The following is a 25,508-nucleotide window of genomic DNA, read 5'->3' as shown; positions in this document are numbered from 1 at the left end:
GGCGCTGCTCCTAGATGAGGTACTGGCAGGTGCTGCGCGGGGTGTACTGGCCGTGTCCGGCCCGCCCCACGTACGTGCGGTCGGTGATCACGGGCTCGCCGCGCGACAGGACGGTCTCGACCCGTCCGGTGAGCCGCTTCCCCTCGTACGCCGAGTAGTCGACGTTCATGTGGTGGGTCTCGGCGGAGACGACCTGCTCGGCGTGCGGGTCGTAGACGACGATGTCGGCGTCGGCGCCGGGCGCGATGGTGCCCTTGCGCGGGTAGAGGCCGAACATCCTGGCCGGGGTGGCGCAGGCGATCTCGATCCAGCGGCGCCGGGTGATCCGGCCCTCCACGACCGCCTGGTGCAGCAGGTCCATGCGGTTCTCGACGCCCGGCAGCCCGTTGGGGATCTTGGAGAAGTCGCCGCGGCCCAGCTCCTTCTGCCCGGTGAAGCAGAAGGGGCAGTGGTCGGTGGAGACGACCTGCAGGTCGTTGGTGCGCAGCCCCCGCCAGAGCGCCTCCTGGTGCTCCTTGGGGCGCAGCGGGGTGGAGCAGACGTACTTGGCGCCCTCGAAATCCGGCTCGGCGAGGTTGTCCGTGGACAGGAAGAGGTACTGCGGACAGGTCTCGCCGAACACGTTGAGGCCCTTGTCGCGCGCCTGGGAGATCTCGGCGAGCGCCTCCTCGGCGGAGACGTGGACGACGTACAGCGGGGAGCCCGCCACCCGCGCCAGCTGGATGGCCCGGTGCGTCGCCTCGGCCTCCAGCAGGGCCTTGCGGACCTCGCCGTGGTAGCGGGGGTCGGTACGGCCCGCCGCCAGGGCCTGCTGGACGAGGACGTCGATGGCGATGCCGTTCTCGGCGTGCATCATGATCAGGCCGCCATTGCCGGCCGAGCGCTGCATGGCGCGCAGGATCCGGCCGTCGTCGCTGTAGAAGACGCCGGGGTAGGCCATGAACAGCTTGAAGCTGGTCACACCCTCCTCCACCAGGACGTCCATCTCCTTCAGCGTGTCCTCGTTGACGTCGGAGAGGATCATGTGGAAGGCGTAGTCGATCGCGCACTGGGCATCGGCCTTGGCGTGCCAGGCGTCCAGCCCCGAACGCAGCGAGTGGCCGACGCTCTGGACGGCGAAGTCCACGATCGTCGTGGTGCCGCCCCAGGCCGCGGCCCGGGTGCCGGTCTCGAAGGTGTCGGACGCGGCGGTGCCGCCGAAGGGCAGCTCCATGTGGGTGTGCGCGTCGACCCCGCCCGGGATGACGTACTTCCCGGCGGCCTCGATGATCCGGGCGTGGCCGGTGGTCCAGCTCTCCGCGACGGCCGATTCATGCGCGGCGAGAGCCACCACCCGGCTGCCCTCGACCAGGACGTCGGCGTGGATCTCCTCGGCGGCGGTGATGACGAGTCCGCCGCGGACGACGGTGCGTGCGGTGGTGGTCATGGCCTGCCTCCGGTGAGCTTGTCCTGGGTCAGCCTGAGCGCGTCCTCGAGGGCGCTCGCGCCTTCTTCCGCCTCGGCGACGCTGAGCGTCAGCGGCGGTGCGATCCGCAGCGCGTTGCCGCCCCGGCCGCCCTTGCCGATCAGCAGCCCGAACTCGCGGGCCGCCTCCAGGACCAGGCTCGCGGCCTGCGCCGACGGCTCTCCGGTGCCGGGTTCGACGAGTTCGACGCCGAGCATCAGACCCCGGCCGCGGACTTCGCGGACGAGGGGCAGCGCGGCGCTGATCGCCTCCAGCCGGGCCTTGAGCAGCCCGCCGACCCGGCGGGCGTTGCCCTGCAGGTCGTGGTCGACGAGGTACGTCAGGTTGGCGAGCGCGCCCGCGGTGGTGATCGGGCTGCCGCCGAAGGTGGAGATGGAGTTCGCGGTCAGGCAGTTCATCACCTCGGCACGGGCCACGACGCCGCCCATGGACATGCCGTTGCCGACGCCCTTGGCGAAGGTCAGGATGTCCGGCGGGCCGGCCTGGTCGTGCGCCTGCCAGCCCCAGAAGTGGTCACCCGTCCGGCCCCAGCCGGTCTGCACCTCGTCGGTGATCCACAGGATGCCGTGCCGGTCCAGGACCCGCTTGAACGCGGCCAGCAGCCCGTCCGGGCCCGAGGTGAAGCCGCCGACGCCCTGGATGGGCTCCGCGATCAACGCCGCGACGCTGCCGTTCGCCTGGCCGAGGATGTCCTCCAGGTCCGCGACGCACGCGGCGGTGAACGCGGCGTCGTCCAGATGCGCGAACGGGCCCCGGGTGCGGACGCCGCCGTGCACGTACAGCGTCTGCAGCGGGGAGAGGCTGGTCGGCGACCAGGCGGAGTTGCCCGTGATGCCGATCGAGGTGAAGGAGCGGCCGTGGTAGCTGTTGCGCAGCGCCAGAACCTGGTTCGAGCCCCGGTAGGCGGTGGCGAGCAGCAGGGCGGTGTCGTTCGCCTCGGTGCCGGAGGTGGTGAAGAAGACCCGGGCGTCCGGGATGCCGGACAGCCGCGCGACGCGCTCGGCCAGGTCGACGGCCTGACGGCTCAGGTAGAGCGTCGAGGAGTGCAGGATCCTCCCGGCCTGCTCGGTGATGGCGGCGGTGACCTCGGGGAGGGCGTGCGCGGTCATCGTGGTCAGGATGCCGCCGAAGAAGTCGAGGTAGCGGTTGCCCTCGGCGTCCCAGACGTGGCGGCCCTGACCGTGGGTGATCTCGATGGGCTGGTCGTAGTACGTTGCCACCCAGTCGGGCATGACGGCGCGGTGGCGCGCGTGCAGGGCGGAGTGCAGGTTCTCGGTCACGGTTGCCATAACGATCAGGCCTCCGTGAGGTCGCCGTAGGCGTCCGGCCTGCGGTCCCGGTAGAACGCCCACTGCTGGCGGACCTCGTCGATCAGGTCGAGGTCCAGGTCCCGGACGACCAGCTCCTCCTCGGTGTCGGAGGCGACGTCGCCGACGAACTGCCCGCGCGGGTCGACGAAGTAGCTGGTGCCGTAGAAGTCGTTGTCGCCGTACTCCTCCTGGCCCACCCGGTTGATGGCGGCGATGAAGTACTCGTTGGCGACGGCGGCGGCGGGCTGCTCCAGCTGCCACAGGTAGCCGGACAGGCCCCGCGAGGTCGCCGACGGGTTGTAGACGATCTGGGCGCCCGCCAGCCCGAGGGCGCGCCAACCCTCGGGGAAGTGCCGGTCGTAGCAGATGTAGACCCCGACCTTGCCGACCGCCGTGTCGAAGATCGGCCAGCCGAGGTTGCCCGGCTTGAAGTAGAACTTCTCCCAGAACCCCTTGACCTGCGGGATGTGGTGCTTGCGGTACTTGCCGAGGTACGTTCCGTCGGCGTCGATGACCGCGGCGGTGTTGTAGTAGAAGCCGGACTGCTCGACCTCGTACACGGGGACGACGATCACCATGCCGGTCTCGCGGGCGAGCGCTTGCATCCGCTGGACGGTGGGTCCGTCGGGGACCGGTTCGGCCCAGCGGTAGTGCTCCGCCTCCTGCACCTGGCAGAAGTAGGGGGCGTTGAACACCTCCTGGAAGCCGATGACCTTGGCACCCTGGGCGGCGGCGGCCCGGGCGTACTCCTCGTGCTTGGCGATCATCGATTCGGTGTCACCGGTCCAGGTCGCCTGGACGAGCGCGGCACGTACGACGTTGCTCATGAACAGCTCCTCTGACGTGGCATCACGTCCGGTCTACGCACGTAGATTCCGGCCGTGTGGAAGAACGTAGAAGCGCCCTACCCGCTCTGGCAAGACCGCTACCGTTACTTGACCGGGACGATCAGGTTTCCCGCACGGGCGGGGCAATCGGCCGCCGCACCGCCATTCCGGCGTGCGCTCCCGCCGGGGGTTCCCGTCCGCTCACCGGTCCGGCAGACCCGCACGGCGCAGAGCGGCCGCGACGTCGCGGCGGCGGGGCCTGGAGATCGCGGCGGCGGCTTCCAGGAGCGGTGCGGCCAGGCCGGGGTGCTCGCGGGCGACCGCCGCGGCCTCCTCCGGCTGCCGGGTCCCGGCCACGGCGGCCAGCAGCGTCGCGGCCTCGGCGCCCCCGCCCTCCTCGTAGAGGGCGCCCGCGAGGGCCGCGACCTCGGCGGCGGGGCGGGCAGCGGCCTGCCGCAGCAGGGTGCGGCAGTCGTCCGTGCGGTCCGCCCGCGCCAGGGCGGCCGCGGCGGCGGCCAGCCGGTCCGGGGGCAGGACGGCGACCTCCCACAGCAGCGTCGCGACATCCGCCGCCAGCCCCGCGCGTTCCAGCTCGCGCGCCAGCACCGGCAGGGCGGCGGCCGGCCCGGCCGCCGCCTCGCACAGCACCACGTACGCCTCCCCGCCGCGCCCGGCCCGACGCAGCGCCCCCAGCCGGGCCGCCTCGACGCGGGCCCGCTCCTGCCGCGGACCGGCGTCGGACGGTACGTCGGCGACCGGTGGCGGCGCCTGCTCGGCGGCGGCGCCGGCGAAGCGCGCGCCGCGCGGCGCGCGGCCGGCCGGGAGCCCGGCCGCGGCGGGGCCGTCCTGCGGGCGGGGGGCGGGCGCCGCGTCGTCCGACGCCGCGAACCCCTCGTCGAATGTCGTCGCGAACCGCGCGCCGCGCGGCGCGGGGGCACGCCGCGCGGTGGCCCGGTCGGCGAAGGACTCCTCGGCCTGACGTGCCTCGACCGCGTCCAGCCGGGCCTGCAGCTCGGCGCACCGCGCACCCGCGCGTTCCCGGTCGTCGCGGGCCCAGGCGAGGGCGTTGGCGAGTCGGCCCGCCGTCACGGAACGGGGATCGCCACCCGTCCCCGCGTGCTCGTCCACCGCGTACGCCGCCGCACGTTCGCGCAGCACCGCGTCGTGGCGTTCGCGGAGCATCGCGTCCAGCCGGGAGCGCAGCGCCGTTCCGCTGCCAGGTGCCGCGTCCCGGCCGGCCACGGCGGCACGGTACAGCCGCTGGGCGCGGCCGACGTCGGCCGGGTCGACCGGTACGCCCCGCAGGGCGGCGAGGTCGTGCAGGACGGCGTGCACCACGTCCCAGGGGGCCGGCTCCACACCCGCTTCGTACGCGCTCACCGCCTCCGGATCACGCCGTGCCAGGGCGCCGTACCAGCCCGGCGCGTTCCCCAGCCCGGCGACCAGCTCCCGGAAGTGGTCGGTGAACTCCCTTTCGACATCGGCCAGTTCACTTGCGGCGCCGCGCTGCTTCATCGCTGCTGCCTCTCCGCCTCCGCCCCGGAGGCATGCGGTCCCGTCCTCGCATTCGACACCCTCCGTGTTACGGGACGGCTACGGGGAGTTTTCGTCCGCGCGCCGCGGCTGCCCCAACTGCCGTACGGGGCAGGGCGGGTCACGGTGGTGATTCCTCTGCGCGGGCGCCCACCGGTCCGCGAGACTGGCCGCCATGCGTACTCTCCGCACGATTTCCCCAGCGCCGGCCGTGACCGCCGTGGCCGCCGTGCTCGTCATGAGCGCCGCGCTGACCGGGTGTTCCGGCTCCTCGGGCACGACGGACGGCAAGGCCACGTCACCGCTGTCCGGCTCGAGCCGCACGGCCGACGCGTCCGCCGCGTCCTCCACCCCCGCCTCCGGCCGGACCACCGTCACCTACACCCCGCGCTCCGCGCCGGGCGACGAGACGTTGCGGCACACCGCGGACCTGCTGCGGGCCAGGGTCGCGGCCGCCGGGCTGAAGGACACGAAGATCGAAGTGCACGGCGGCACGATCACCGCCACGGCCCCCGGCGACACCGGGGACCGGCTGCGGCAGCTGGCCGTCCGGGCCGAGCTGGGGTTCCGGCCGGTACTGGGCTCCGACACCGCCGTACCGCCGCCCGCCCTGCGGCAGCAGTTCGCCGCCTACGACTGCAAGGCGCCGGCCACCACCCCGACGGCACCTCCCGCGGATCCGACGGTCGCCTGCGACACGGCGGGCCCGGTGAAGTACGCGCTGGGTGCCGCCGCCCTCACCGGCCGCGACGTGACCAGCGCCAAGGCGTCGCTCGACGCGCAGACCGGCGCGTGGATCGTGAACCTCGAGTTCACCTCGGCGGGTGGCGCGAAGTTCGCACAGTTGACGGGCACGCTGTCGCAGCAACTCCCACCCGCCAACCTGCTCGGCATCCTGCTCGACCGCAAGGTGCTCTCCGCGCCGTCCGTCAGCTCGTCGATCACCGGCGGCAAGGTCCAGATCAGCGGAAATTTCACCCGGACGTCCGCCGAGGACCTGGCCGCCCAGATCAGCTCGGGGGCGCTGCCCGTCGACCTGAACGTCTCCGACGTCACCCGGATCCCCTCCTAAATCCCTAGGCCGGAAGGGTTTGTCTGGTGCGCGGTTCCGGCGCGGTGCGGCGCACGGCGGAGGATCGTCCTCGTACCGGGCGTACGCGGACGACTCCGACAACGCGGCGAAGTGCCGTGCCGGGCGTCGCGAACCGCTGAACCTTTCCGGCCAGAGCACCAGGGGGCCTCAGCGGCTCGGGTGCACCACCATCGCCGAGCCGCCGCCGCGGCGGGTCGTCTCGGCCGCGGCGAGCCAGCGGCCGTCGGGCAGCCGCTGGATGCCGGTGGCCGCGCCGATCTCCGGGTTGAGGGTGAAGACGTGGCCGAGCGCTTCGAGCTGCGTCCTGGTCGCGCTGGTGAACAGGGCCGGCTCGAGCTCGGTCGCCGCCGCGTTGCGCTGGCTGGCGCGCGGTGCGGCGATCGCGTCGACCAGCGGCAGCCCGCGGTCGACGTGCTCGGTGAGGACCTGCAGCACGGTGGTGATGATCGTGGAGCCGCCGGGCGAGCCGAGCGCGAACGCGGGGCAGCCGTCCTTCAGCACGATCGTCGGGGAGATCGAGGAGCGCGGGCGCTTGCCGGGGCCGGGCAGGTTCGGGTCGTGGACGGCCGGGTTGGCGGGCGCGAAGGAGAAGTCCGTCAGCTCGTTGTTGAGCAGGAAGCCGCGGCCGGGGACGACGATGCCGCTGCCGCCGGTCTGCTCGATGGTCAGGGTGTAGGAGACGACGTTGCCCCACTTGTCGGCGACGGTCAGGTGCGTGGTGTTCTCACCCTCGTACGTCGTCGGCGCGGCGGTGCCGGTGCCGCCGCAGGCGGCCGGGTGGCGCGGGTCGCCCGGTGCGAGCGGGCTGGTGAGCACCGCGTCGTCCTTGATGAGGCAGCCGCGCGAGTCCGCGAAGCGCTGCGAGAGCAGGCCGCCGGTCGGGACGTCCTCGAAGGCCGGGTCGCCGAGCCAGCGCCCGCGGTCGGCGAAGGCGATCCGGCTCGCCTCGATGTAGCGGTGCAGGTACTGGGCGTCGGTGGCCCGGCTCGGGGAGAGGCCGGCCCGCTCCATGATGTTGAGCGCCTCACCGACCGTCGTGCCGCCCGACGAGGACGGTGCGATCGAGTAGACGTCGTAGCCGCGGTAGGAGACCTGGGTGGGTGCCTGCCGTTTGGCCGCGTAGCCGCGCAGGTCCGCGGTGGTCAGGTCGCCGGGGCGCACCACCCGGGTGGCCTTCGGGTCGACCGGGGGCTTGCGGACCGTCTGGACGATGTCCGCGCCGATGTCCCCCTGGTAGATCGCGTCGACGCCCTTCCTGCCCAGCTCCTGGTAGGTGCGGGCCAGGTCCGGGTTGGTGAGCGTGGAGCCGACCACGGGCTCGGCCCCGTTCGGCAGGAAGATCTTCGCGGTGGCCGGGAAGTCCTGGAAGCGGGCCTTGTTCGCCGCGGTCTGCGAGCGGAAGGTCTCGTCGACGGTGAAGCCGTCGCGCGCGATCCGCTCGGCGGGCCTGAGCACCTGCGCCAGCGGGCGGCTGCCCCAGCTGTCGAGGGCGGTGGCCCAGGTGGCGGGGGTGCCGGGGGTGCCGACGCTCAGGCCGCTGGTGACCGCGTCGGCGAACGGCAGCGGTTTGCCGTTCTCCTGGAAGAGCGCCTCGGTGGCGCTCTTCGGCGCGGTCTCCCGGCCGTCGATGGTGAACACCTTGTGCAGTCGGGCGTTGTAGTAGACGAAGTACCCGCCGCCGCCGACGCCCGCCGAGTACGGCTCGGTCACGCCGAGCGCGGCCGCGGTGGCGACCGCCGCGTCCACGGCGTTGCCGCCCTGGCGGAGCACCTCGATCCCGGCCGCCGAGGCGTCCGCGTCCACGCTGGCGACCGCGCCTCCGTAGCCGGTCGCGACCGGCACCTTGGCCGGATTCGCCCGCAGCTCCCCAGGGGCCGACTGGGCGGGCGGGGCCGCCGCTCCGACCGTGACGACGGCGGCCGTGACGGCCAGCAGTGACAACCTCCGGGCGGCGGGGAGACGCATGCGGTTTCCTCCAGTCAAGGGCGGTCCGGGCAGCCTAACTTGGGTACCTCGCTTCCGTCAGGAGCGCGTTCGGTCGAACACCGCTACGATGCCCGGCCATGAGCGATGACGTCCGCAATCTCGTGCTGGGCCTGGCGGCCAGCGCCATCAGCGCGGCGCTGGGCTGGTTTGTCCGCACCTATGTGTGGCGCCGGAAGCTGCACCGCAAACAGCGTTTCTTCGGGCTGCCCGGGGGCTCGGAATGCCTCCTGGTGGTGCCGCGCGACCCCGGTTCCCGGGTGTGGAGCGTGGCCCGCCACGACGCGTTCGCGCTGCTGGAGCTGGCGGCTCTGATCAAGGAGTGCGGTGCGCACGCCGAGATCCTGCCGCACGACACGGCCTGGCAGGGCTTCGGGGCGCGCACCGAGTTCTGCGTGGGCGGGCCCGTCGCCAACCACCGGCTGGGGGCGCACCTGCGCTCGATGCTGCCGGGCATCGAGGTGAACACGGACGCCTCCCCCGGGCCCGACCAGGGCGCGTTCACCATCGACGGCGAGACCTACCGGATGGACAAGGGCGGCGTCGAGTACGTCCTGCTGGCCCGGCTGGCCGCCGTGCGGGACGCCGGCAACGACCGGCCGGTCTTCCTCTCCTCGGGCCAGCGCGGCGTCGCCAACCAGGCGGCCGTGCGGTACCTGGCCCGGCACCATGTACGGCTGGCGCGCAAGCACGGCATCGACGGCACGTTCTGCCTGCTGCTCAAGGTCGTCAACTCGCAGGCCTACGGTCCTGACGTCGTCGAGCTCGTCGCGGACGTGACACGAGCGGCGCAGACGGTTCCGGCCCCGGTCAGTCGGCCAGACCGATCACCAGCCACATGACGGCGCATCCCGCGACGGTGCACAGCAGCGTCGAGCGGGACGGGTGCGGGCTGTGCGCCTCGGGGAGGATGTCCGAGGTCGCCAGGTAGAGCAGGAACCCGGCGAAGAACCCGAGGTAGAGGCCGAGCGCGCCCGGCGGGATGGTGAAGGCGAGGGTGATCGCCGCGCCGACCACCGGGGCGATCGCGTCGCAGCCGAGCAGCACGAGGGCGCGGCCCCGGCCGTTCCCGTACAGCCGGGTGATCGTGTACGTGTTGAAGCCGTCGGCGAAGTCGTGCGCGATGACGGCGATGGCGACCACCAGGCCGACCGTGCTGCCGGCCTGGAACGCGGCGCCGATCGCGAATCCGTCCATCACACTGTGGCCGACGAGCGCCGACGCGGCCGTGAGCCCGATGCCCTTGACGGGTTCGCCGGGTGCGGCCGGCGCGGCGCCGTGGGTGTGGGTGTGCGCGGCGTACTCGCCCTCGTGGGCGCGGTGGATCGCCACCGACCGCTCGACGATGTGCAGGCTGAGGAAGCCCGCGACGAACATCAGCAACGCGGCGGGGACGCCGAAGACATGGTCGGCCTGCACGTCCAGCGCCTCGGGCAGCAGGTCGAAGCCGACCACGCCGAGCATCAGCCCCGCGGCGAGCCCCAATACCAGGTGGCGGCGGTCGCCGATGTGCTGCGCGACCAGGCCGCCGATCAGGGTCATGACGAACGCGCCGAAGGCCGTCAGCACCGCCATCCGCGTTCACCCGCCTCCGCCGCCGGCCGACCCGCCTCCGCCCATGATCGGCGAAGCGGACCGGCCGCGCGAGTCAGGGCGGGTCGGTACCGGCCATCACCGGCTCAGTGGTGGCGGCAGTGCGGGTCGATCCGGTCGAGCACGGCGACGGCCATGGCCTTCTCGCCCTTGGCGTTGGGGTGCGCGGGCGCGGCCGGGGAGGCCGGTACCAGGGGCTCGATCCAGCGGTCGGCGGGCGCCTTGCACATGTCGTGGCCGACGGTCGGCCGGTAGGTGTCGACATACTCGGCGTGCGCGGCCCCGGCCTGCCGGCGCAGCATCGCGTTGAGCCGCTGCTCGGTGTCCTTGAGGTACCCGAAGTCCTTGTCCGCGAAGGGGACGGCGGGACGGCAGCCGACGCCGTCGTCCGGCAGCAGGTCCGGGTACCCGACGACGACCACGCGGGCGTGCGGGGCGCGGGCCCGGACGGCGCGCAGCACGGCCGCGACTTTCGGAGCCGTCTGCTGGATGTTGAGGGTGAGCTGGTCGGTGCCGGACGCCCCGTAGTGCTTCTGACAGGGATTGCCGGTCGGGTCGGTGGCGCTCAGCGCGGCGCAGGTGCCGATGATCGGGCCGAAGCCGACGTCGTTGCCGCCGATCTGCAGCGTGACGAGGTCGGTGCCGCGGTTCAGCGCGTCGAGCTGCGGTCCGTTGGTGCCCTGCGGCTTCCACATCTCGGCGGTGGTGGCGCCGCCGCAGCTGACGTCCTTGACCGCCGTGAAGCGCTGGTCCTGGGCGACCAGCGACGGGTAGTTGTGGCTGGAGCGCGCGCAGTTGGCGTCCACCTGTTCGGGTATGCCGGGACCCGAGGTGTACGAGTCGCCGAGCGCCACGTAACTGACGCCGTGTCCGTGACCGGAGTGACCCGGCCGGCCCGAATGGGCGGAAGCCGGGGCGGCGATGCCCGCGGTGAGGGCCAGGGCCCCGCCGAGTGCGGCTGCTGCCAGGACGGTGGTGCGGGCCATCGGTACCCCCAGTGTCGACGGTGACGAGCATCAGATTCGGCGCGTACCGCGCCGGGTGTCAATGACCTTGACGAAAGATCGTCCGACGGACTCCCGTTCGATCTACTGCCCGGTAGCGCCGCCACCCGCCGCCACCTGCCCGGAGCGCCCTTCCGGGCTCTCGCGTACGCCGGGCCGCCCGAAGATCGTTACCCGCGCGTAACATGCCCGCCTATTACCGCCGGTAAGGCCGCGAGGTTACTCTCCAGTCACATTGCGTCCGGCCAGACAGGAGCAGTCATGAGAGCAACCACAGCGGGTGTCGTCGGCGCGGCACTGCTCGCCTCCACGGCATTCGGTCTGGCCCCGCTGGCCCAGGCCGCCCCGGCACCCGCGGCGGTCGCCGCGACCGCGCAGACGGCGTCGACCTTCCGCTTCGTCGACATTCCCGGCTCCGGCGGCATCACCCTGAAGGGCAACGTCTTCACCCCCGGCGGCTCCGACGGGTCGCAGCACTACCCCGTCGTCGTGCTCCCGAGCAGCTGGGCCATCAACGACCTGGAGTACATCGCCCAGGCCAGGCAGCTCGCCGACTCCGGGTATGTCGTCGTCAGCTACACCTCCCGCGGATTCTGGCTCTCCGGCGGGCAGATCGAGACCGCGGGACCGCCCGATGTCGCCGACGTCTCGAAGGTCATCGACTGGACGCTCGCCAACACCCCGGCCGACCCGGACCACATCGGCCTGGCGGGCGTCTCGTACGGCGCCGGCATCGGCCTGCTCGGCGCCGCGCACGACAGCCGCGTCAAGGCCGTCGTCGCGCTGAGCGGCTGGGCCGACCTCATCGACTCGATCTACCAGGGCCGCACCCCGCACCTCCAGGCCGCCGCCCTGCTCGGCGGCGCGGGCTACCTCACCGGCCGCCCGAGCCCCGAACTGCAGAAGATCCTCGGCAACTTCCTCACCGCGAACCTCGCCGCCGAGGACGAGATGATCGCCTGGGGCAAGCTCCGCTCCCCCGTCACCTACCTGGACCAGCTCAACGCCAACGGCACCGCGGTGATGCTCGCCAACGGCTGGGGGGACAGCCTCTTCCCGCCCAACCAGTACGCGAAGTTCTACGAGAAGCTGACCGGCCCCAAGCGCCTCGAGTTCCGGCCCGGCGACCACGCCACCGCCGAGGCGACCGGCCTGCTCGGCCTGCCCAACGACACCTGGACCAGCTCCAGGCGGTGGCTCGACCACTACCTCAAGGGCGTCGACAACGGCATCGACCAGGAGCAGCCGGTCCAGCTCAAGTCCCGTTCCACCGGCGCCTACGAGAGCTACGACAGCTGGGCCGCGGTCCCGTCCCGCACCACCACCCTCAAGCTCGGGGCCAAGGGGCTGCGCACCGGGGAGCTCGGCGGCGACGCCGGCTCCGGCTGGCGGACCACCATCGGCACCAACATCGACTCGGGCGCCGACGGCGGGATCATCTTCCTGTCCAGCCTGCTCGACCAGTTCGCCCAGGCCCCGCCCGTCGCGTCGATCCCGCTGCTGCCGCGCGCCTTCGCCACCGTCTGGCAGTCCGCCGCGTACGGCTCCGCCCAGCACGTCCGCGGCACCGCGACGCTGCACACCACGCTGACGCCCTCGGCCGCCAACGGGACCGTCATCGCGTACCTCTACGACGTCGACGCGCTGGGCATCGGCAAGCTGGTCACGCACGCGCCCTACACCTGGGTCGGACGCACCCCGGGGAAGGCCTTCACCATCGACCTCGACCTGCTCTCCACCGCCTACGACGTCCCGGCCGGCCACCGGCTGGCGCTGGTCGTCGACACCGTCGACCCGCTCTACATCGAGCAGAACCCGGCCTTCGCCACGGTCACCGTCTCGTCGCCGTCCGCCGACCCGTCCTGGCTGTCGGTCCCGCTGCACGACCGGTAGCCCGCGCGTCCATCCGTCGGATCGGCCGCCGCCGTCAGATCTGCTGGGGTGGCGTCGTCGTGACCGGTGCGGCCTTCGCCTTGGGGTTGTGCCGTTCACGGCGGGCCAGCCAGTTCGCGAACCACGACAGCAGCATGCACATCCCGATGTAGATCGGCGCGATCACCATCACGACCGGGATGAACGGCAGGTCGTAGTCGAGGTTGGTCGCGATGAGCTTGCCGTTGTAGAGGAACTCCTCGTAAGTGATGAGGTAGCCGAGCGAGGTGTCCTTCAGCGCCACCACCAGCTGGCTGATGATCGCCGGCAGCATCGCCCGGGCCGCCTGCGGCACCAGGATGTACGTCATCACCTGGGTCTTGCGCATCCCCAGCGCGTAGGCGGCCTCGCCCTGGCCGCGCGACACGGAGTTCACGCCGGTCCTGAAGACCTCCGCGAGCACCGAACCGTTGTAGAGCGTCAGGCCGATGATCAGCGCCATCATCGGCTCGATCTTGAGCGCGATGAAGATGAAGAAGATCATCACCAGCAGCGGCATCGCCCGGAAGAACTCCACCACCAGGGTGCTCACCCAGCGGATCGGCCGGTGGTCGGAGAGCCGACCGGCGGCGAAGACCGCACCGAAGGCGAGCGAGAGCAGCGCCGCCCAGATGAACGCCTTGAGGGTGTTGGCGAGCCCGGTCAGCAGCAGCCGCTGGATGCCCTGGTACTCGAACGGCACCCACTTGGTCGACTCGAACTGCCCGGTGTGGAACAGCATGTAGATGATCCAGCCGACCAGCGCCGCCAGCGCGGCCGTGGTGATCCACGCGTAGAGCCGGTGGCGCGCCAGCGCCTTCGGGCCCGGGACGTCGTAGAGCGCACTACTCATCGAGCGATCCCCATCTTCTTCTCCAGCACGTTGAAGAGCGCGCTGATCGACAGCGTGATGACCAGGTAGCCGACCGCGATCCAGATGAAGGACCAGATGATGCTGTAGCCCAGTTCGTTGAGCGGCTTGTAGGTGCCGAGCAGTTCGGTGACCGAGAAGGAGCCGGCGATCGCGGAGTTCTTGGCGAGCGCGATGAGCGTCGAGCCGATCGGGGAGATGACCGCGCGCCCCGCCTGCGGCAGCACCACCAGGTTCAGGGTCTGGATGAACGTCATGCCGAGGGTGCGGGCGGCCTCGCCCTGTCCCAGCGGCACGGTGTTGATGCCCGATCTGACCGCCTCGCAGATGAACGCCGAGGTGTAGGCGGCCAGTGCGACGACCGCGAAGGTGGTGAACGGCAGCCGCACCCCGAACCGCGGCAGCCCCAGCACCACCGCGAAGAAGAGCAGGGTCAGCGGGGTGTTGCGCAGCACGGTGACCCAGGTGGTGCCGAAGACGCGCAGCGCCTTGACCGGCGAGACCCGGAAGCCGGCGATGATCACACCGACGACCAGCGCCAGCACCCCGGCGTACAGCGTCAGTTCGAGGGTGCCGAGGAAACCCTTGCCGTAGAGGGAGAAGTTGTCGAGCAGTACGTTCATGTGCGGCGGCCCTCTCAGTACCGGTCGACGGCGGGCGGGGTGGGCGCCGGGACCCCGGACAGGCCGAGGGTCGCGTCGTACGCCTTCTTCCAGTCGCCGTTCTTCTCGTGGGCCACGATCGCGTCGTCGAGCGCGAGCCGCAGGGCGTTGTCGCTCCTGGACACGCCGACCCCGTAGGGCTCCTTGGAGAACGCCTTGCCGACGAGCTTCATCTCGTCGGGCGCCTTGGCCGCGTACCCCAGCAGGATCGAGTCGTCGGTGGTGACGGCGTCGACCTGGAAGGTCAGCAGGTTGTCCACGCAGACGGAGTAGGTGTCGTAGGTGACGGGGATCGCGTCGGGGTAGTCCGACTCGATGCGCTGGATCGGGGTGGAGCCGGCGGCCGAGCAGACCTTCCTGCCCTTCAGGTCCTGCGGCCCCTTGATGTCGTTCTCGTCCTTGCGCACCAGCAGGCTCTGGCCCGCGATGTAGTACGGGCCGGCGAAGCCGACCTGCTGCTTGCGCTTGTCGTTGATCGTGTACGTGCCGACGTAGTAGTCGATCTGCCCGTTGCCGAGCGCGGTCTCGCGGTTGGCGGAAGCCACCGACTTGAACTGGATCTGGTCGAGGCCGAAGCCGAGCGACGCGGCGAGCATCCGGGCGATCTCGACGTCGAAGCCGGCGTAGGTGCCGTTGGCCGGGTCGCGCTGACCGAGGTAGGGCTGGTCGTCCTTGACGCCGACGACGAGCTTGCCGCGCCGGTGGGCGGAGCTCCACGTCTTGGAGTCGGGGAGTGAGAACTCCCTGTCCACCTTGTACGTGGGCAGGTCGTCGGAACTGGGCCCCTTGGTGGGCGGGCTGCCCGGCTTGCCGCAGCCCGCCAGCAGGGGCCGCGGCCGCTGCGAGCAGCGCGATGTGCCTGGTAGTGCTTCGCATGGCCTGTCCCGGGTCGTCAGTGGTGGAGGATCTTGGACAGGAAGTCCTTGGCGCGCTCGCTGCGCGGCGCGGTGAAGAACTCCTCCGGGACCCGGTCCTCGACGATCAGGCCGTCGGCCATGAAGACGACGCGGTTGGCGGCGGAGCGGGCGAAGCCCATCTCATGGGTGACGACGACCATCGTCATGCCGTCCCGGGCGAGCTGCTGCATGACCTCCAGCACCTCGTTGATCATCTCCGGGTCGAGCGCGGAGGTCGGCTCGTCGAAGAGCAGCGCCTTGGGGTCCATGGCCAGCGCGCGGGCGATCGCCACCCGCTGCTGCTGCCCGCCGGACATCTGGGCGGGGTACTTGTCGGCGTGCGCCAGCAGGCCCACCCGGTCGAGCAGTTCCCGCGCGCGTTTGTCGGCGTCGGAACGGCTGTGGCCGCGTACCTTGATCGGCGCCAGCGCGACGTTCTGCAGCACCGTCTTGTGCGCGAAGAGGTTGAAGGACTGGAACACCATCCCGACGTCGGCGCGGAGCTTGGCCAGTTCCTTGCCCTCGGCGGGCAGCGGCTCTCCGTCGATCGTGATGGTGCCCGACTCGACGGGCTCCAGGCGGTTGATCGCCCGGCACAGCGTGGACTTGCCCGACCCCGAGGGACCGATGACCACCACGACCTCACCGCGGCCGATCGTCAGGTCGATGTCCCGCAGGACATGCAACTGCCCGAAGTGCTTGTTGACACCACTCAGGACGATCAGTGGTTCCATGCGCAGCCCAGCTCACTCTCACCACGTCGGACGGTGAACGAGTGGGCAACTTATCCCGCCACATCCCCATATCGCGCCGACACGCAGATCGCGGCCAATAAGCTGATTAGCCAGGTGTGCGGCTTTTGCCGGACACCTGGCCACCGCTGGGCAGTTGGGTCAGCCGCGGTCGTTCTCGAACGCGCTGGGCAGCGGGAAGCACGCTTCGAGGAACGGGGTGAGGACGGCGGTCTGCGCGTCCAGGTGACTGGCCGAGGAGACGGTGTCGTTGATGCAGAACACGTCGAGGCCGTCGCCGGCCAGCACCCGCCCCAGGCGCCGGGTGGCGTTGCGGTGCGAGAGGTCGATGTACTGGTACTCCAGCTGCGACGGCACCGCGCGGCCGGTGTGATAGCCGTAGTAGTGCGCCAGCGAGGACGCTATCGACACGTCGTCCTGGCTGCGGAACCTGGCGGCCGAGGTGGCGCTGTGCTCGCGGCTGTAGCGCTCCTCGATCTCGTCCAGCACCGTGCGGCGCAGCGCGTGCGGCACGTGCTTCATCTTCTGGATGAGCGTGGTGCCGAAGGTGCTCTCGATGATCCGGCGGTTGTTCTTCCCCGCCGAGGCGACCGGCGGATCCAGCGGGGAGCGGTCGCCGTGCGGGACCAGCGCCGACGAAGGGAAGTACTTGGTCAGGCCGTTCGAGTGGAAGAACGTGTTCGGTGTGAGGGGACGGCCGAGGAAGATGTCGTCGTTGAAGTAGAGGAAGTGCTCCGACAGCCCCTCTATGTGGTGCAGCTGCGATTCGATCGCATGCGAGTTGAACGTCGGGAGCTGCCGCGCGGCGTCACTGAAGATGTCCCGGTGGCTGATCACCTTCAGGCGCGGGTGCGCGGTGTTCAGCCAGGCGGGCGTCTGGTCGGCGGTGACCAGGTAGACGGTGCGGATCCAGGGCGCGTTGAGTTCGAGGGAGCGCAGCGAGTACCGCAGTTCGTCGCGGTTCAGGTAGCGGGCGTCGTTGTCGGCCTCTTCGTGCCGGTCGTCGGGCAGATCGCCCGAGTACTCGTCCCGCAGCCGCTTCCACGCCTTGTCGTCGCCGTCCACCCACGTGTACACGGCGTCGATGGGGAAGCGCACGTCGTCCGGGAGCGGGTGGGCGAACTCCTGCCGGGTGCGGACGACCTCCGCGCACGGCTGGTCCTGGGCGATGAGCCGGGTGAAGAGGGCGGCGGGCGCCTCGGCCACGGGTCCGTCGACGCTCACCTCGGCGGTGGCGCGGTTGGCGCGGGGCGCGTGCAGTTCGCCGTCCCGCTCCTCCCAGAACTCGACGTCGCAGCCGAACTCGTCGCCGAGGACGACGCCCCCCGAGAGATTGGTGTGGTACCAGGTCAGCCGGATCACCCGGGCCTGCGCCGTCTTGCGCCACGAACCCGGGCGGTGGGCCGGTTCGGAGAACCGCGGCGTGTCCGCGCCCGCCGGAACGGCGCCGACGTAACCGGGCAGCCGTCGGCAGAGGTCGGTGAGCACCCGCTGCGCCGCGGCGCGCTGCGCCGCGGGGATCGCGACGGCGGCGGCCAGGTCGTTCTTGCCGCGTACGCAGAAGTAGTCGATACCGGCGGCGCCGAGTGCGTCGGAGACGGCGCTCAGGTTCGAGGAGCGGGCCTGCAGCGGGGAGGGCGCCGCACTCGCGTAGGCCACCTTGATCTCGCCGCCGAAGGTGACGACCCGCCGGTCCGCACCCCGGAACAGCCCCGGCTTGGTGCGCACCGCGATGTCGGCCCGCAGCCGCTCCGCGCGGGACCGCAGGGCGGCGCCCGCGATGGCCTCCAGGAGTTGGGTGCGCACATCGTGCGAGATCCGGTCGGCCAGCGCCTTGCGGGCCGCCACGGGCATGGCCCTGCGGTAGGCACGGACCAGCTTCGACGCTTCGGGGTTTCTCTTCACCAGATCCGGCACTCCGGGTCCCGCGACAGGGGTCGCCGAGGATATTTCGGGCGCGTCGGACCGGTCACCGCTGGACATAGAGAAATCCCCCCGCGAACGAGCGTTGGTGCTGTCCGGGAATGCGTCCGCAGTTGGGGGACGACCCCCATTGCTGGATGGCCGTTCTGCGACGACATCGCCCGGTTCATGCATGGACTGATTTTCTTACCATGTTCTCATCCACCCGTGCCAGGTGAATACCATGTGTCGATCGGTTGGCCGACGCGTCACAGCGCGAGCGCGAACCACACCCCAGACGGCGCTACTTTCACGCGAGGCAACCATCAGCACTTCACCCGGTGTGAGAGTCCGAACCGACTCGATCGGCTCCATGCCTTCCACCTCGACTCCTCCCAAGCGCGGCCGCATAGCCATCCTTGACGGGCTGCGGTTCGTGGCCGCCCTCATGGTGGTCGGGTACCACTACACGGCCCTCGGCCGTGGCTGGGACCAACCGGTTCAGACGCTGTTTCCTCACGTTTACCTGCCCGCATCGTACGGCTGGCTCGGCGTCTACCTGTTCTTCCTCATCAGCGGATTCGTGATCTGCCTGAGTTGCTGGGGCCGGTCGCTGGGCGATTTCTTCACTTCTCGGGTCATCCGTCTCTTCCCGGCATTCTGGTTCGCCGTGATATGCACCACACTGGTGCTGACCTTCGTCCACGGCCAATATCACCGGCTCACGTACACAGAGCTCATGTCGAACCTGACGATGCTGCAGGAACCCTTGGGAGTGCGGTCCGTCGACGGCGTGTACTGGACGCTCTGGGTCGAAATGCGCTTCTATCTGCTTTTCGCCCTGGTGGTCTGGAAAGGCGTCACCTACCGGCGCGTGGTGGCTTTCTGCTGTGTGTGGGCCGCGGCCGCGGTGTGCGCGTCCGGGCTCGACGACCCGGTCATCGACCTGGTCGTCATGCCGGACACCTGCTGGTACTTCATCGGCGGTATCAGCTTCTTCCTGATGTGGAAGTTCCGCCCCACACCGCTGCTCTGGGGCATCGCCGGGCTGAGCTTCCTCGCCGCCCAGCACTCGCTGCTGATCGCGGCGACGAGAGCCGAAGTCCACATGGGACACCACATCGCGATGTGGCCGGTGGTGCTGCTCCTCCTGGTCTTCTACGTGCTGATGGCCGGCGCGGCCCTCGGCTGGTTCTCCCGCATCAACTGGCGCTGGCTGCCGGTGGCGGGATCACTCACCTACCCGCTCTACCTGCTGCACCAGTACATCGGGTGGAATGTGATCACCCAGCTCCAGCACCGGGTTCCGCCGCACGTCCTGGTCCTGTCCCTGGCCGTGACGATGCTGTTCGCCGCCTGGTGCGTGCAGCAGTTCGTCGAGCGTCCGGTGTCCAAACGCCTGCGCGCGGCGCTGTCCCGCTCGTTCGCCGACATAAGAGTCTTCTCACACGAGGCAACCCCAAACGTCTCTCGACCCTCAAGTCAGGTGACCTCCGGAGTTCACCCGGACGTCACAGCCGGATCGATCCGGCTGGAAACCTCTGTCCACGCCGGACCGGGGTCCCTGCCGCCCGGCAACGCCAGGTGAAGTGACTTCCGTCCGACCCAGGTCGGCCCCCCCGGGGGGGTGGGCCGACCTGGCTGTGACAGTCATACGAGGAGACAGCACGTGCAGCGTTGGGGGCGTCGTCGGGTTCTGACCACGACAGCCGCGGCAGGACTGCTCGCCGGCGGCGGGGGTCTGTTCCAGGCACTCCGGGGTCAGGTCGGGTCGGACGTGCGGCAGGGGCCGGTCCAGGGTCTCGGGGCGACGGCGACCGCGAAGCCGGCCGCCGTCGCCGAACCGGCGGCCCGGCTGATGCACATCTGTGCGCATCCCGACGACGACCTCTACTTCATGAACCCGGACCTGCAGCTCTTCCTGAACGGCGGGGCCACGGTCACCAGCATCTACCTGGCCGCCGGCGAGGCCGACGGCCGCAACGCGGACATCCGCGACAAGAACCGGAAGCAGGTCCGGGTCGACTTCTCCGCCTACAGCGAGGCGCGGGAAAACGGCCTGCGGGCCGCCTACGCCCTGCTGGCCACCGGGGACCGGCACTCCCCCTGGCACCGTGAAGCGGTCCGTGTCTCCGACCGGGTCGTCGTCGAACGGGACACCCTGACCGCCAACCCGCGGATCAACCTCTACTTCCTCAACAGCCGGATCGTCCCGGCGGTGCGCGCCGGGCTGCTGCACAAGGCCCAGGAGCCCCGCCGGCTACGCCAGGTCTGGATCCGGGAGGACGCCACCGTGCCGTCGCTGACCGCCTCGGACTCCCCGGTCCAGGAGAAGCAGGAGTGGAACCGCCAGGACATCCTGGACACCTTGGGAACCCTGCTGCGCCACCACCGGCCGACCGTCGTGCACACGATGGACCCCGACCCCGAGCACCTCACCTGGTCCGCGAAGAACGGAATCGCCTCCAGCGACCACCAGGACCACACCGCCACCGCCCAATTCGCCCTCGCCGCGCTGCGCGCCTATCAGGAGGACGGCGGCAGCCCGCCGGTGATCGAGCACTTCCGCGCGTACGCCAACAAGCTCTGGCCGGGGAACCTCAGCAAGGCGGCCTACGCGGAGAAACTCCGGGTGCTGGGCGTCTACGGCGGCGCGGTCCCCGACTGCGTGCACGGGATGTGCGGCGACCAGCAGGTCGCCGACGGTGCGGTGACCCGCCGGTACGGCCGCAGCACCTGGCTTCGGCACCAGCCCTCCGCCTGGATGCACCAGGAGAAGGACGGGCGGCTCACGGCCTACACGGTCATCGGCGGACGCGTCGCGGTGCACAGCCAGCGCGAGCGCGGCGGCGCCCGGTGGTCCGGTCCCGTGTACCTGCCCGGGTGGGACATGACCCCGGGGCTCGCCACGGCGCAGGACTCCCGGGGCAACACCCACCTGGTAGGCCTGCGGCGGACGGCTTTGCTCCGGGGCACCGTCCTGGTGGAGGTCGTGTACGCGGTCCGCACCCCGGACGGGAAGTGCGGCCCCTGGCAGACGCTGGGCAACCCCCAGTCCCTGACCCGTGACTGGGAGCGGATGCGCGAGGTGGGCGTGCCCGCCGCCGCGATCGACGGCTCCGGCGTCCTGCACGTCTTCGTCCGCAACTTCGGCCGCGGTGTGAGTCGTATCACCGTGCCCGTCGCCGGCGGGGGATCGGCGAGCGACTGGAAGGACATGGGCGGCGCGAACGTCCAGGACGCGCTCACCGCGCTGACCACACGGAGCGGCAGGATCGAGCTCTTCGCCCCCTCGCGGTCCGGCATCCTGCGCTGGCACCAGCCCCGGCCGGGCGCCGAGCTCGTCCTGGACACCTCCCTGCGGGCGGCGGCCCCGGCCAGCCCCGTCACGGCCGTCGAGACCGCCCCGGAGCGGATCACGCTCTTCTACCGGCAGCCGGGTACCGCCCACATCATGTCGCTGTCCCCGGCCGCCGACGGCAGCTGGCCGGCGACCCCGACGGACCTCGGCGGGCACGACGGCACGGGCCCGGTGGCGGCCCTGCGCAGCGGCACCGACGTGATCCTTTTCCATCGAAACGGCCGTGGTACCGTCTCGTGGAGAGGCTCCGTCCGCAGCGGTTCGGACTGGACCGACTCCGGCCACCTGGTACTGCACGCACCGGCCGCCGCCCTGGACGCCAACGGCCGGGCGGTGCTGGCCGTGATCGGCGCTGACGGGCGGCTGTCCCTGACCCAGCAGACGGGTCCGACTGCCGGACGCGGATTCGACACATGGAGAACGTTGTGACCCGCCGCGTCCACGCACTGAAGGTGGTCGGCCGCTCGGCCCGCATCGCCTGGAACAAATCCCCGCTCGCCGGCCGTCGTGCCGCTGTCCAGCGCCGGGTCCTGATCGGATTCACCGAAGGCAGCCGCACCCTCGTCCACTCGGTGCGCGCGCCGCTCAGCATGGGCAACGCCGTCGAGGTGGAGTACGCGGCCGTCCTCGACGGGCACACCCTCAACCTGCGGGCCGTCCTGCCGGCCTCCGCCCGGCTCTCCGAACACGCCGAGCTGCTGCTGGAGTCCGGCGGCGTCCGGCTGACCGCCGGCGCCGCACTGCGCACCGGCGAGGGCGGCGCTCCTGAGCTCACCGCCGCCGTCCTGCTGGGCGCCGCGCTGGGCGGAGTGCCGCTCGACCAGGGCCGCTGGCGGCTGTCCGTCGCCCTGACCGGCCCCGACGGAACGACGGCCCGGCTCCCGCTGCTCGGCCCCGGCCGGCCCGTCGCGGTCGCCGGACCCGCCGGCCGGTATCCGGTGTGCCCGCGTACCGGGATCCGTTACCGCACCGGTCTGACGTCGACCGGCCAGCTCCAGATCAACGTCTCGGCACCGGCCCCCGCCGTCGAAGTGGTGCGGGTCAGGACCGGACTCAGCCGGCTGACCGTGGACTTCACAGGCCTCGCGGGCCTGCCGGAGCCCGTCCAGGTGCAGTTCACCCACGGACGCGAACGGCTGCTCCGGCCCGCCGCGCCGGTCCCCGGCCACGAACACCTGCTGCGTGTCGAGGTCCCGCTGCGCGAGATCGTCGCGAAGGGCGGGTCCCGCGTCTGGGAGCTGTCCCTGGCCGACGGCGGCAAAGGCAGCCGCTCGTCCTTCCGCAGGCGCACGCACGACCTGCGGACTCCGGGGCGGGTACTGACCCCCGCCCGGGTGTCCGCGCTGGCCCCGAACGGCCGGATCTTCTACGTGCAGGCCCGCTACGCCCGCGGTGGCGTACTGCGTCTGACGTGTGCCCCAGCCCCGGGCCTCGTCGCCCCGAACCCCTCCCCGACTGGACGACTCTCTTGAAGATCACCTTTCTCCTCACCACCGCTGACGCGATGGGAGGTACCGAGAGGGCCGTGTTCCTCCTCGCGGACCTCCTCGCCGAGAAGCACCAGGTCGAGGTCCTCAGTGTCTTCAAGACGAAGGACCGCACGTTCTTCGCCCACAGCGACCGGGTCCTGGTCCGCTACCTGGTGGACAACACCGGTTCGGCGCCCCGTCCGGTACGGGAGAGCGGAAGTCCGCAGAGCCTGTTCACCAGCCTGGCCAAGCTCCCGTCCGAGGTGGTGGACCCGTCCTGGGAGCCGATCTTCAACCGGCTCTCCGACGCCGAACTCCGTGCCGAACTCGGCGACATCAGCGCCGATGTCATCATCACGTCGACGCCGGCGCTCCTCGCCGTGGCCGTACTCCTGGCTCCGGACCGGGTCATCAAGCTCGCGCAGGAGCACCGGGTCGCGGAGCTGCGCGGCGTCAGCGGCGGCCCGCTGCTGCCGCTCACCCCGTATCTCGACGCCATGGTCACCCTGACCGAACCGACCCGTACCTGGTTCGAGGAGTCCCTGGGCGCACTCGCTCCCGAGCTGGCCGTCATACCCAATCCGTTGCCGGAGGGTTTCCGCCCGCAGTCCACGTGCCAGACCCGGACCGTGGTCATCGCCGGCCGGCTCGTTCCCGAGAAGCAGGTGGACCACGCGGTCCGCGCCTTCGCCACGATCGCCGACCGGCACCCCGAGTGGTCGCTGCGGGTACTGGGGACAGGTCCGCAGAGCAGGCAACTCAGGCAGCTCGCCGGGCAGTTGGGCATCGGTGACCAGGTCCAGTTCGTCGGCAGCACCGCCGACATGCCGGAGGAGTTCGCCAAGGCCGGTCTCTGCCTCCTGACGTCCCGCAACGAGGCCTTCGGCCTCGTCCTGGTGGAAGCGCTCAGCGCCGGCGTGCCCGTGGTGTCGTACGACTGCCCGAACGGTCCGGCGGCGATCGTCACCCACGGCGTGGACGGCACCCTCGTACCGCTCGACGACCTCGACGGGCTGGCCACCGCACTGGACGATCTGATGTCGGACGACGCCAAGCGGCAGTCCTTCGGTGCCGCCGGTGCACGGAACGTGCGGCGTTTCGCGCCGGAAGTGATCGCGGGGCAGTGGCTGACGCTGCTGGACCGGCTGGAGTCGGAACGCGCCTCGGGCCTGCGGGCCACCCGGCGCGCGGAGCGTCAGCTGAACCTCGTGACGTCCGCCGCGGGTGGCGGTGCCGCCGCCGCCGTGCTCCCGGTCCGCACCAACGGGAACATGCTCGACCAGAAGGCCCACGAGGTCCGGATCGAGGCCCTCCACGGAGGTTCCGTGGTGCGCCTCGGCGGCCAGATCTGCCTGGTCGACGACGAGCGGTTCGCCTTCGAGGTGATCCAGGCCAACCTCGACCTGGCGGTCGACGTCCTGGACGACCTGGGCATCCCGTACACCCTGACCAGGACCACCCTGCTGCGCACGAGCATCGCGGTGCACGCGCGGCACCGCCCCAAGTTCCTGGCGGCGCTCCACGACCGCTACCGCGACCGCCCGGTATACGGCGCCCTGCTCAACGAACGCGCCAAGGTGACCTCGACCGTCCTCGCGGCCCTGCTCGGTGACGAGCCCGCCTCGGCGGCCCCCGGCCTGCGTCTGTACCAGCCGGTGGTCACCACCTCCCGCACCGTGCTCCTCGGCCAGGTCTACGGCTGCACGGTGGCGTTCTGGGAAGAGGAGGAGCTCCCCGAAACCGGGGAGACCGCGCCCGACGTGAAGATCGTCGGCGGAACCGTCTTCGGTCCCGCGCTGCCCCGTGCGGCTTTCGATCGTCCCGCCGTCCGCGAGGTGGGAGGGCGCAGGTACGACTCGATCGAGGCGTTCTCCGGCATCCTGCCCGACGACATCGACTTCCCCGTCGACGCCGTCTACACCTGGGTCGACGGCAGCGACCCGGTCTGGGCCGAGAGCCGGGACCGGGTCCTGAAGGAGCACGGGTTGGAGCCGAAGGGCTCCGCCACGGACAACGCCCGGTTCCGCAGCCGTGACGAACTGCGCTACTCGCTGCGGTCCCTGGACATGCACGCGCCCTGGATCCGCACCATCTACCTGGTGACCGACGATCAGGTACCCGGCTGGCTGGACACGTCGCACACCCGGGTCAAGATCGTCAGCCACCGGGAGATATTCGGCGACACCGGCCGACTGCCCTCCTTCAACTCGCATGCCATCGAGAGCCGGCTGCACCGGATCGAGGGCCTTTCCGAGCAGTTCCTCTACATGAACGACGACGTGTTCTTCGGACGCACCGTCACGCCCGAACTCTTCTTCACCGGCACCGGGCTGCCGAAGTTCTTCCGTTCGCCGACCGCGCTGCCGCCGGGTGGCGGTGGCGAGGCGGACCTCGCCTTCGCCGCCGCGGTGAACAACCGGAACCTCATCGAGCGGGAGTTCGGCCGCACCGTCGCCAACACCTTCCTCCACACCCCGCACGCGCTCAGCCGCAGTCTGCTGGCGGAGATCGACGAGCGGTACTCCGAGGAGACGGCCAGGACCGCGGCCGCGCAGCTGCGCAGCTCCACCGACCTGGCCATCCCGTCCTCGCTGCACCACACTCTCGGCCTCGTCACGAACCGGGCCGTGCCGGGTTCCATCGCCTCCGGCTTCGTCAACCTCGGCCTGCGGGAGCAGCACCCCAAGCTGAGCCGGATGCTCGGGCTGCGCGCCCAGGACGTCTTCTGCCTGAACGACTACCACGGTGGCGATGTCAGCGAGGAGGAGCAGGCGGACGTCATCGCGATGTTCCTGGCGAGCTACTTCCCGGCGGCCAGTCAGTTCGAGACGGGGAGCGCCCGTAACCGGCGCCACCACGACGCGCAGGGGAAGTAG

Annotated in this window: 19 protein-coding genes; 7 read left to right on the top strand and 12 right to left on the bottom strand. The window is 71.0% G+C overall.

Annotation, left to right across the window (positions count from 1 at the left end):
* Nucleotides 1-10: 10 nt before the first annotated feature.
* From hydA to M2266_RS28360, 4 genes are all read right to left on the bottom strand, one after another.
* A complete protein-coding gene (gene hydA / locus M2266_RS28375) occupies nucleotides 11-1,426 on the bottom strand; it encodes a dihydropyrimidinase (protein WP_277440747.1) in 1,416 nt (471 codons plus the stop codon).
* Entirely contained in the window at nucleotides 1,423-2,754 is a 1,332-nt protein-coding gene (locus tag M2266_RS28370) for an aspartate aminotransferase family protein (protein ID WP_277440746.1), read from the bottom strand. The genes hydA and M2266_RS28370 overlap by 4 nt, the downstream gene beginning before the upstream one ends.
* 5 nt (nucleotides 2,755-2,759) lie before the next feature.
* Nucleotides 2,760-3,602, bottom strand: a complete 843-nt coding sequence (locus M2266_RS28365; protein ID WP_277440745.1) for a nitrilase-related carbon-nitrogen hydrolase — start codon at nucleotides 3,600-3,602, stop codon at nucleotides 2,760-2,762.
* A gap of 201 nt (nucleotides 3,603-3,803) precedes the next feature.
* On the bottom strand, nucleotides 3,804-5,117 hold the full coding sequence (locus tag M2266_RS28360) for a hypothetical protein (RefSeq protein WP_277440744.1): 1,314 nt from the start codon (nucleotides 5,115-5,117) through the stop codon (nucleotides 3,804-3,806).
* A 193-nt stretch (nucleotides 5,118-5,310) separates the two neighbouring features.
* Here M2266_RS28360 and M2266_RS28355 point away from each other — a divergent pair, with 193 nt between their 5' ends.
* Entirely contained in the window at nucleotides 5,311-6,207 is an 897-nt protein-coding gene (locus M2266_RS28355; protein WP_277440743.1) for a hypothetical protein, read from the top strand.
* Between the two features lie 168 nt (nucleotides 6,208-6,375).
* Here M2266_RS28355 and ggt read toward each other — a convergent pair whose 3' ends face one another.
* A complete protein-coding gene (gene ggt / locus M2266_RS28350) occupies nucleotides 6,376-8,193 on the bottom strand; it encodes a gamma-glutamyltransferase (RefSeq protein ID WP_277440742.1) in 1,818 nt (605 codons plus the stop codon).
* A gap of 98 nt (nucleotides 8,194-8,291) precedes the next feature.
* Here ggt and M2266_RS28345 point away from each other — a divergent pair, with 98 nt between their 5' ends.
* Nucleotides 8,292-9,053, top strand: a complete 762-nt coding sequence (locus M2266_RS28345) for a hypothetical protein (RefSeq protein WP_277440741.1) — start codon at nucleotides 8,292-8,294, stop codon at nucleotides 9,051-9,053.
* Here M2266_RS28345 and M2266_RS28340 read toward each other — a convergent pair.
* Nucleotides 9,022-9,786, bottom strand: a complete 765-nt coding sequence (locus M2266_RS28340) for a ZIP family metal transporter (protein ID WP_277440740.1) — start codon at nucleotides 9,784-9,786, stop codon at nucleotides 9,022-9,024. The two genes, M2266_RS28345 and M2266_RS28340, sit on opposite strands and share 32 nt — an antisense overlap.
* 104 nt (nucleotides 9,787-9,890) lie before the next feature.
* Entirely contained in the window at nucleotides 9,891-10,790 is a 900-nt protein-coding gene (locus M2266_RS28335) for an SGNH/GDSL hydrolase family protein (RefSeq protein ID WP_277440739.1), read from the bottom strand.
* A 279-nt stretch (nucleotides 10,791-11,069) separates the two neighbouring features.
* Between M2266_RS28335 and M2266_RS28330 the strand changes: the two genes are divergently transcribed.
* Nucleotides 11,070-12,701, top strand: coding sequence for a CocE/NonD family hydrolase (locus M2266_RS28330; RefSeq protein WP_277440738.1), 1,632 nt, complete (start codon nucleotides 11,070-11,072; stop codon nucleotides 12,699-12,701).
* Between the two features lie 34 nt (nucleotides 12,702-12,735).
* Here M2266_RS28330 and M2266_RS28325 read toward each other — a convergent pair whose 3' ends face one another.
* The 5 genes from M2266_RS28325 to M2266_RS28305 form a co-directional block, all read right to left on the bottom strand.
* Nucleotides 12,736-13,572, bottom strand: a complete 837-nt coding sequence (locus M2266_RS28325) for an amino acid ABC transporter permease (protein WP_277440737.1) — start codon at nucleotides 13,570-13,572, stop codon at nucleotides 12,736-12,738.
* A complete protein-coding gene (locus M2266_RS28320) occupies nucleotides 13,569-14,213 on the bottom strand; it encodes an amino acid ABC transporter permease (RefSeq protein ID WP_277440736.1) in 645 nt (214 codons plus the stop codon). Before M2266_RS28320 ends, M2266_RS28325 begins: the two co-directional genes overlap by 4 nt.
* Nucleotides 14,214-14,227: 14 nt before the next feature.
* Nucleotides 14,228-15,079 (bottom strand): glutamate ABC transporter substrate-binding protein, encoded by an 852-nt coding sequence (locus M2266_RS28315; RefSeq protein ID WP_277441392.1) that lies wholly within the window; start codon nucleotides 15,077-15,079, stop codon nucleotides 14,228-14,230.
* 65 nt (nucleotides 15,080-15,144) lie between these two features.
* Nucleotides 15,145-15,882 carry an amino acid ABC transporter ATP-binding protein gene (locus M2266_RS28310; RefSeq protein ID WP_277440735.1) on the bottom strand — a complete coding sequence of 246 codons (738 nt, stop codon included), beginning with the start codon at nucleotides 15,880-15,882 and terminating at the stop codon, nucleotides 15,145-15,147.
* Between the two features lie 159 nt (nucleotides 15,883-16,041).
* Nucleotides 16,042-17,805 carry a stealth family protein gene (locus M2266_RS28305; RefSeq protein WP_277440734.1) on the bottom strand — a complete coding sequence of 588 codons (1,764 nt, stop codon included), beginning with the start codon at nucleotides 17,803-17,805 and terminating at the stop codon, nucleotides 16,042-16,044.
* 370 nt (nucleotides 17,806-18,175) lie between these two features.
* Between M2266_RS28305 and M2266_RS28300 the strand changes: the two genes are divergently transcribed.
* From M2266_RS28300 to M2266_RS28285, 4 genes are all read left to right on the top strand, one after another.
* Nucleotides 18,176-19,390, top strand: a complete 1,215-nt coding sequence (locus M2266_RS28300; protein ID WP_277440733.1) for an acyltransferase — start codon at nucleotides 18,176-18,178, stop codon at nucleotides 19,388-19,390.
* A gap of 81 nt (nucleotides 19,391-19,471) precedes the next feature.
* Nucleotides 19,472-21,592: a PIG-L family deacetylase gene (locus M2266_RS28295; protein WP_277440732.1), complete on the top strand. Its 2,121-nt coding sequence runs from the start codon at nucleotides 19,472-19,474 to the stop codon at nucleotides 21,590-21,592.
* Nucleotides 21,577-22,635, top strand: a complete 1,059-nt coding sequence (locus M2266_RS28290; RefSeq protein ID WP_277440731.1) for a hypothetical protein — start codon at nucleotides 21,577-21,579, stop codon at nucleotides 22,633-22,635. Before M2266_RS28295 ends, M2266_RS28290 begins: the two co-directional genes overlap by 16 nt.
* Nucleotides 22,632-25,508 carry a stealth conserved region 3 domain-containing protein gene (locus M2266_RS28285; protein ID WP_277440730.1) on the top strand — a complete coding sequence of 959 codons (2,877 nt, stop codon included), beginning with the start codon at nucleotides 22,632-22,634 and terminating at the stop codon, nucleotides 25,506-25,508. The genes M2266_RS28290 and M2266_RS28285 overlap by 4 nt, the downstream gene beginning before the upstream one ends.

The sequence above is a fragment of the Streptomyces sp. SPB162 genome (genome assembly GCF_029504575.1).
Lineage (GTDB): Bacteria > Actinomycetota > Actinomycetes > Streptomycetales > Streptomycetaceae > Actinacidiphila.
The sequence above is the reverse complement of the archived record's forward strand: the minus strand, read 5'-3'. Positions and strand labels throughout refer to the sequence as shown.

What these genes read in the sequence shown, in the direction of transcription:
- hydA (WP_277440747.1), bottom strand. Translation starts at nt 1,426, where the DNA reads ATGACCACCACCGCACGCACCGTCGTCCGCGGCGGACTCGTCATCACC.
- M2266_RS28370 (WP_277440746.1), bottom strand. Translation starts at nt 2,754, where the DNA reads ATGGCAACCGTGACCGAGAACCTGCACTCCGCCCTGCACGCGCGCCAC.
- M2266_RS28365 (WP_277440745.1), bottom strand. Translation starts at nt 3,602, where the DNA reads ATGAGCAACGTCGTACGTGCCGCGCTCGTCCAGGCGACCTGGACCGGT.
- M2266_RS28360 (WP_277440744.1), bottom strand. Translation starts at nt 5,117, where the DNA reads ATGAAGCAGCGCGGCGCCGCAAGTGAACTGGCCGATGTCGAAAGGGAG.
- M2266_RS28355 (WP_277440743.1), top strand. Translation starts at nt 5,311, where the DNA reads ATGCGTACTCTCCGCACGATTTCCCCAGCGCCGGCCGTGACCGCCGTG.
- ggt (WP_277440742.1), bottom strand. Translation starts at nt 8,193, where the DNA reads ATGCGTCTCCCCGCCGCCCGGAGGTTGTCACTGCTGGCCGTCACGGCC.
- M2266_RS28345 (WP_277440741.1), top strand. Translation starts at nt 8,292, where the DNA reads ATGAGCGATGACGTCCGCAATCTCGTGCTGGGCCTGGCGGCCAGCGCC.
- M2266_RS28340 (WP_277440740.1), bottom strand. Translation starts at nt 9,786, where the DNA reads ATGGCGGTGCTGACGGCCTTCGGCGCGTTCGTCATGACCCTGATCGGC.
- M2266_RS28335 (WP_277440739.1), bottom strand. Translation starts at nt 10,790, where the DNA reads ATGGCCCGCACCACCGTCCTGGCAGCAGCCGCACTCGGCGGGGCCCTG.
- M2266_RS28330 (WP_277440738.1), top strand. Translation starts at nt 11,070, where the DNA reads ATGAGAGCAACCACAGCGGGTGTCGTCGGCGCGGCACTGCTCGCCTCC.
- M2266_RS28325 (WP_277440737.1), bottom strand. Translation starts at nt 13,572, where the DNA reads ATGAGTAGTGCGCTCTACGACGTCCCGGGCCCGAAGGCGCTGGCGCGC.
- M2266_RS28320 (WP_277440736.1), bottom strand. Translation starts at nt 14,213, where the DNA reads ATGAACGTACTGCTCGACAACTTCTCCCTCTACGGCAAGGGTTTCCTC.
- M2266_RS28310 (WP_277440735.1), bottom strand. Translation starts at nt 15,882, where the DNA reads ATGGAACCACTGATCGTCCTGAGTGGTGTCAACAAGCACTTCGGGCAG.
- M2266_RS28300 (WP_277440733.1), top strand. Translation starts at nt 18,176, where the DNA reads ATGCCTTCCACCTCGACTCCTCCCAAGCGCGGCCGCATAGCCATCCTT.
- M2266_RS28290 (WP_277440731.1), top strand. Translation starts at nt 21,577, where the DNA reads ATGGAGAACGTTGTGACCCGCCGCGTCCACGCACTGAAGGTGGTCGGC.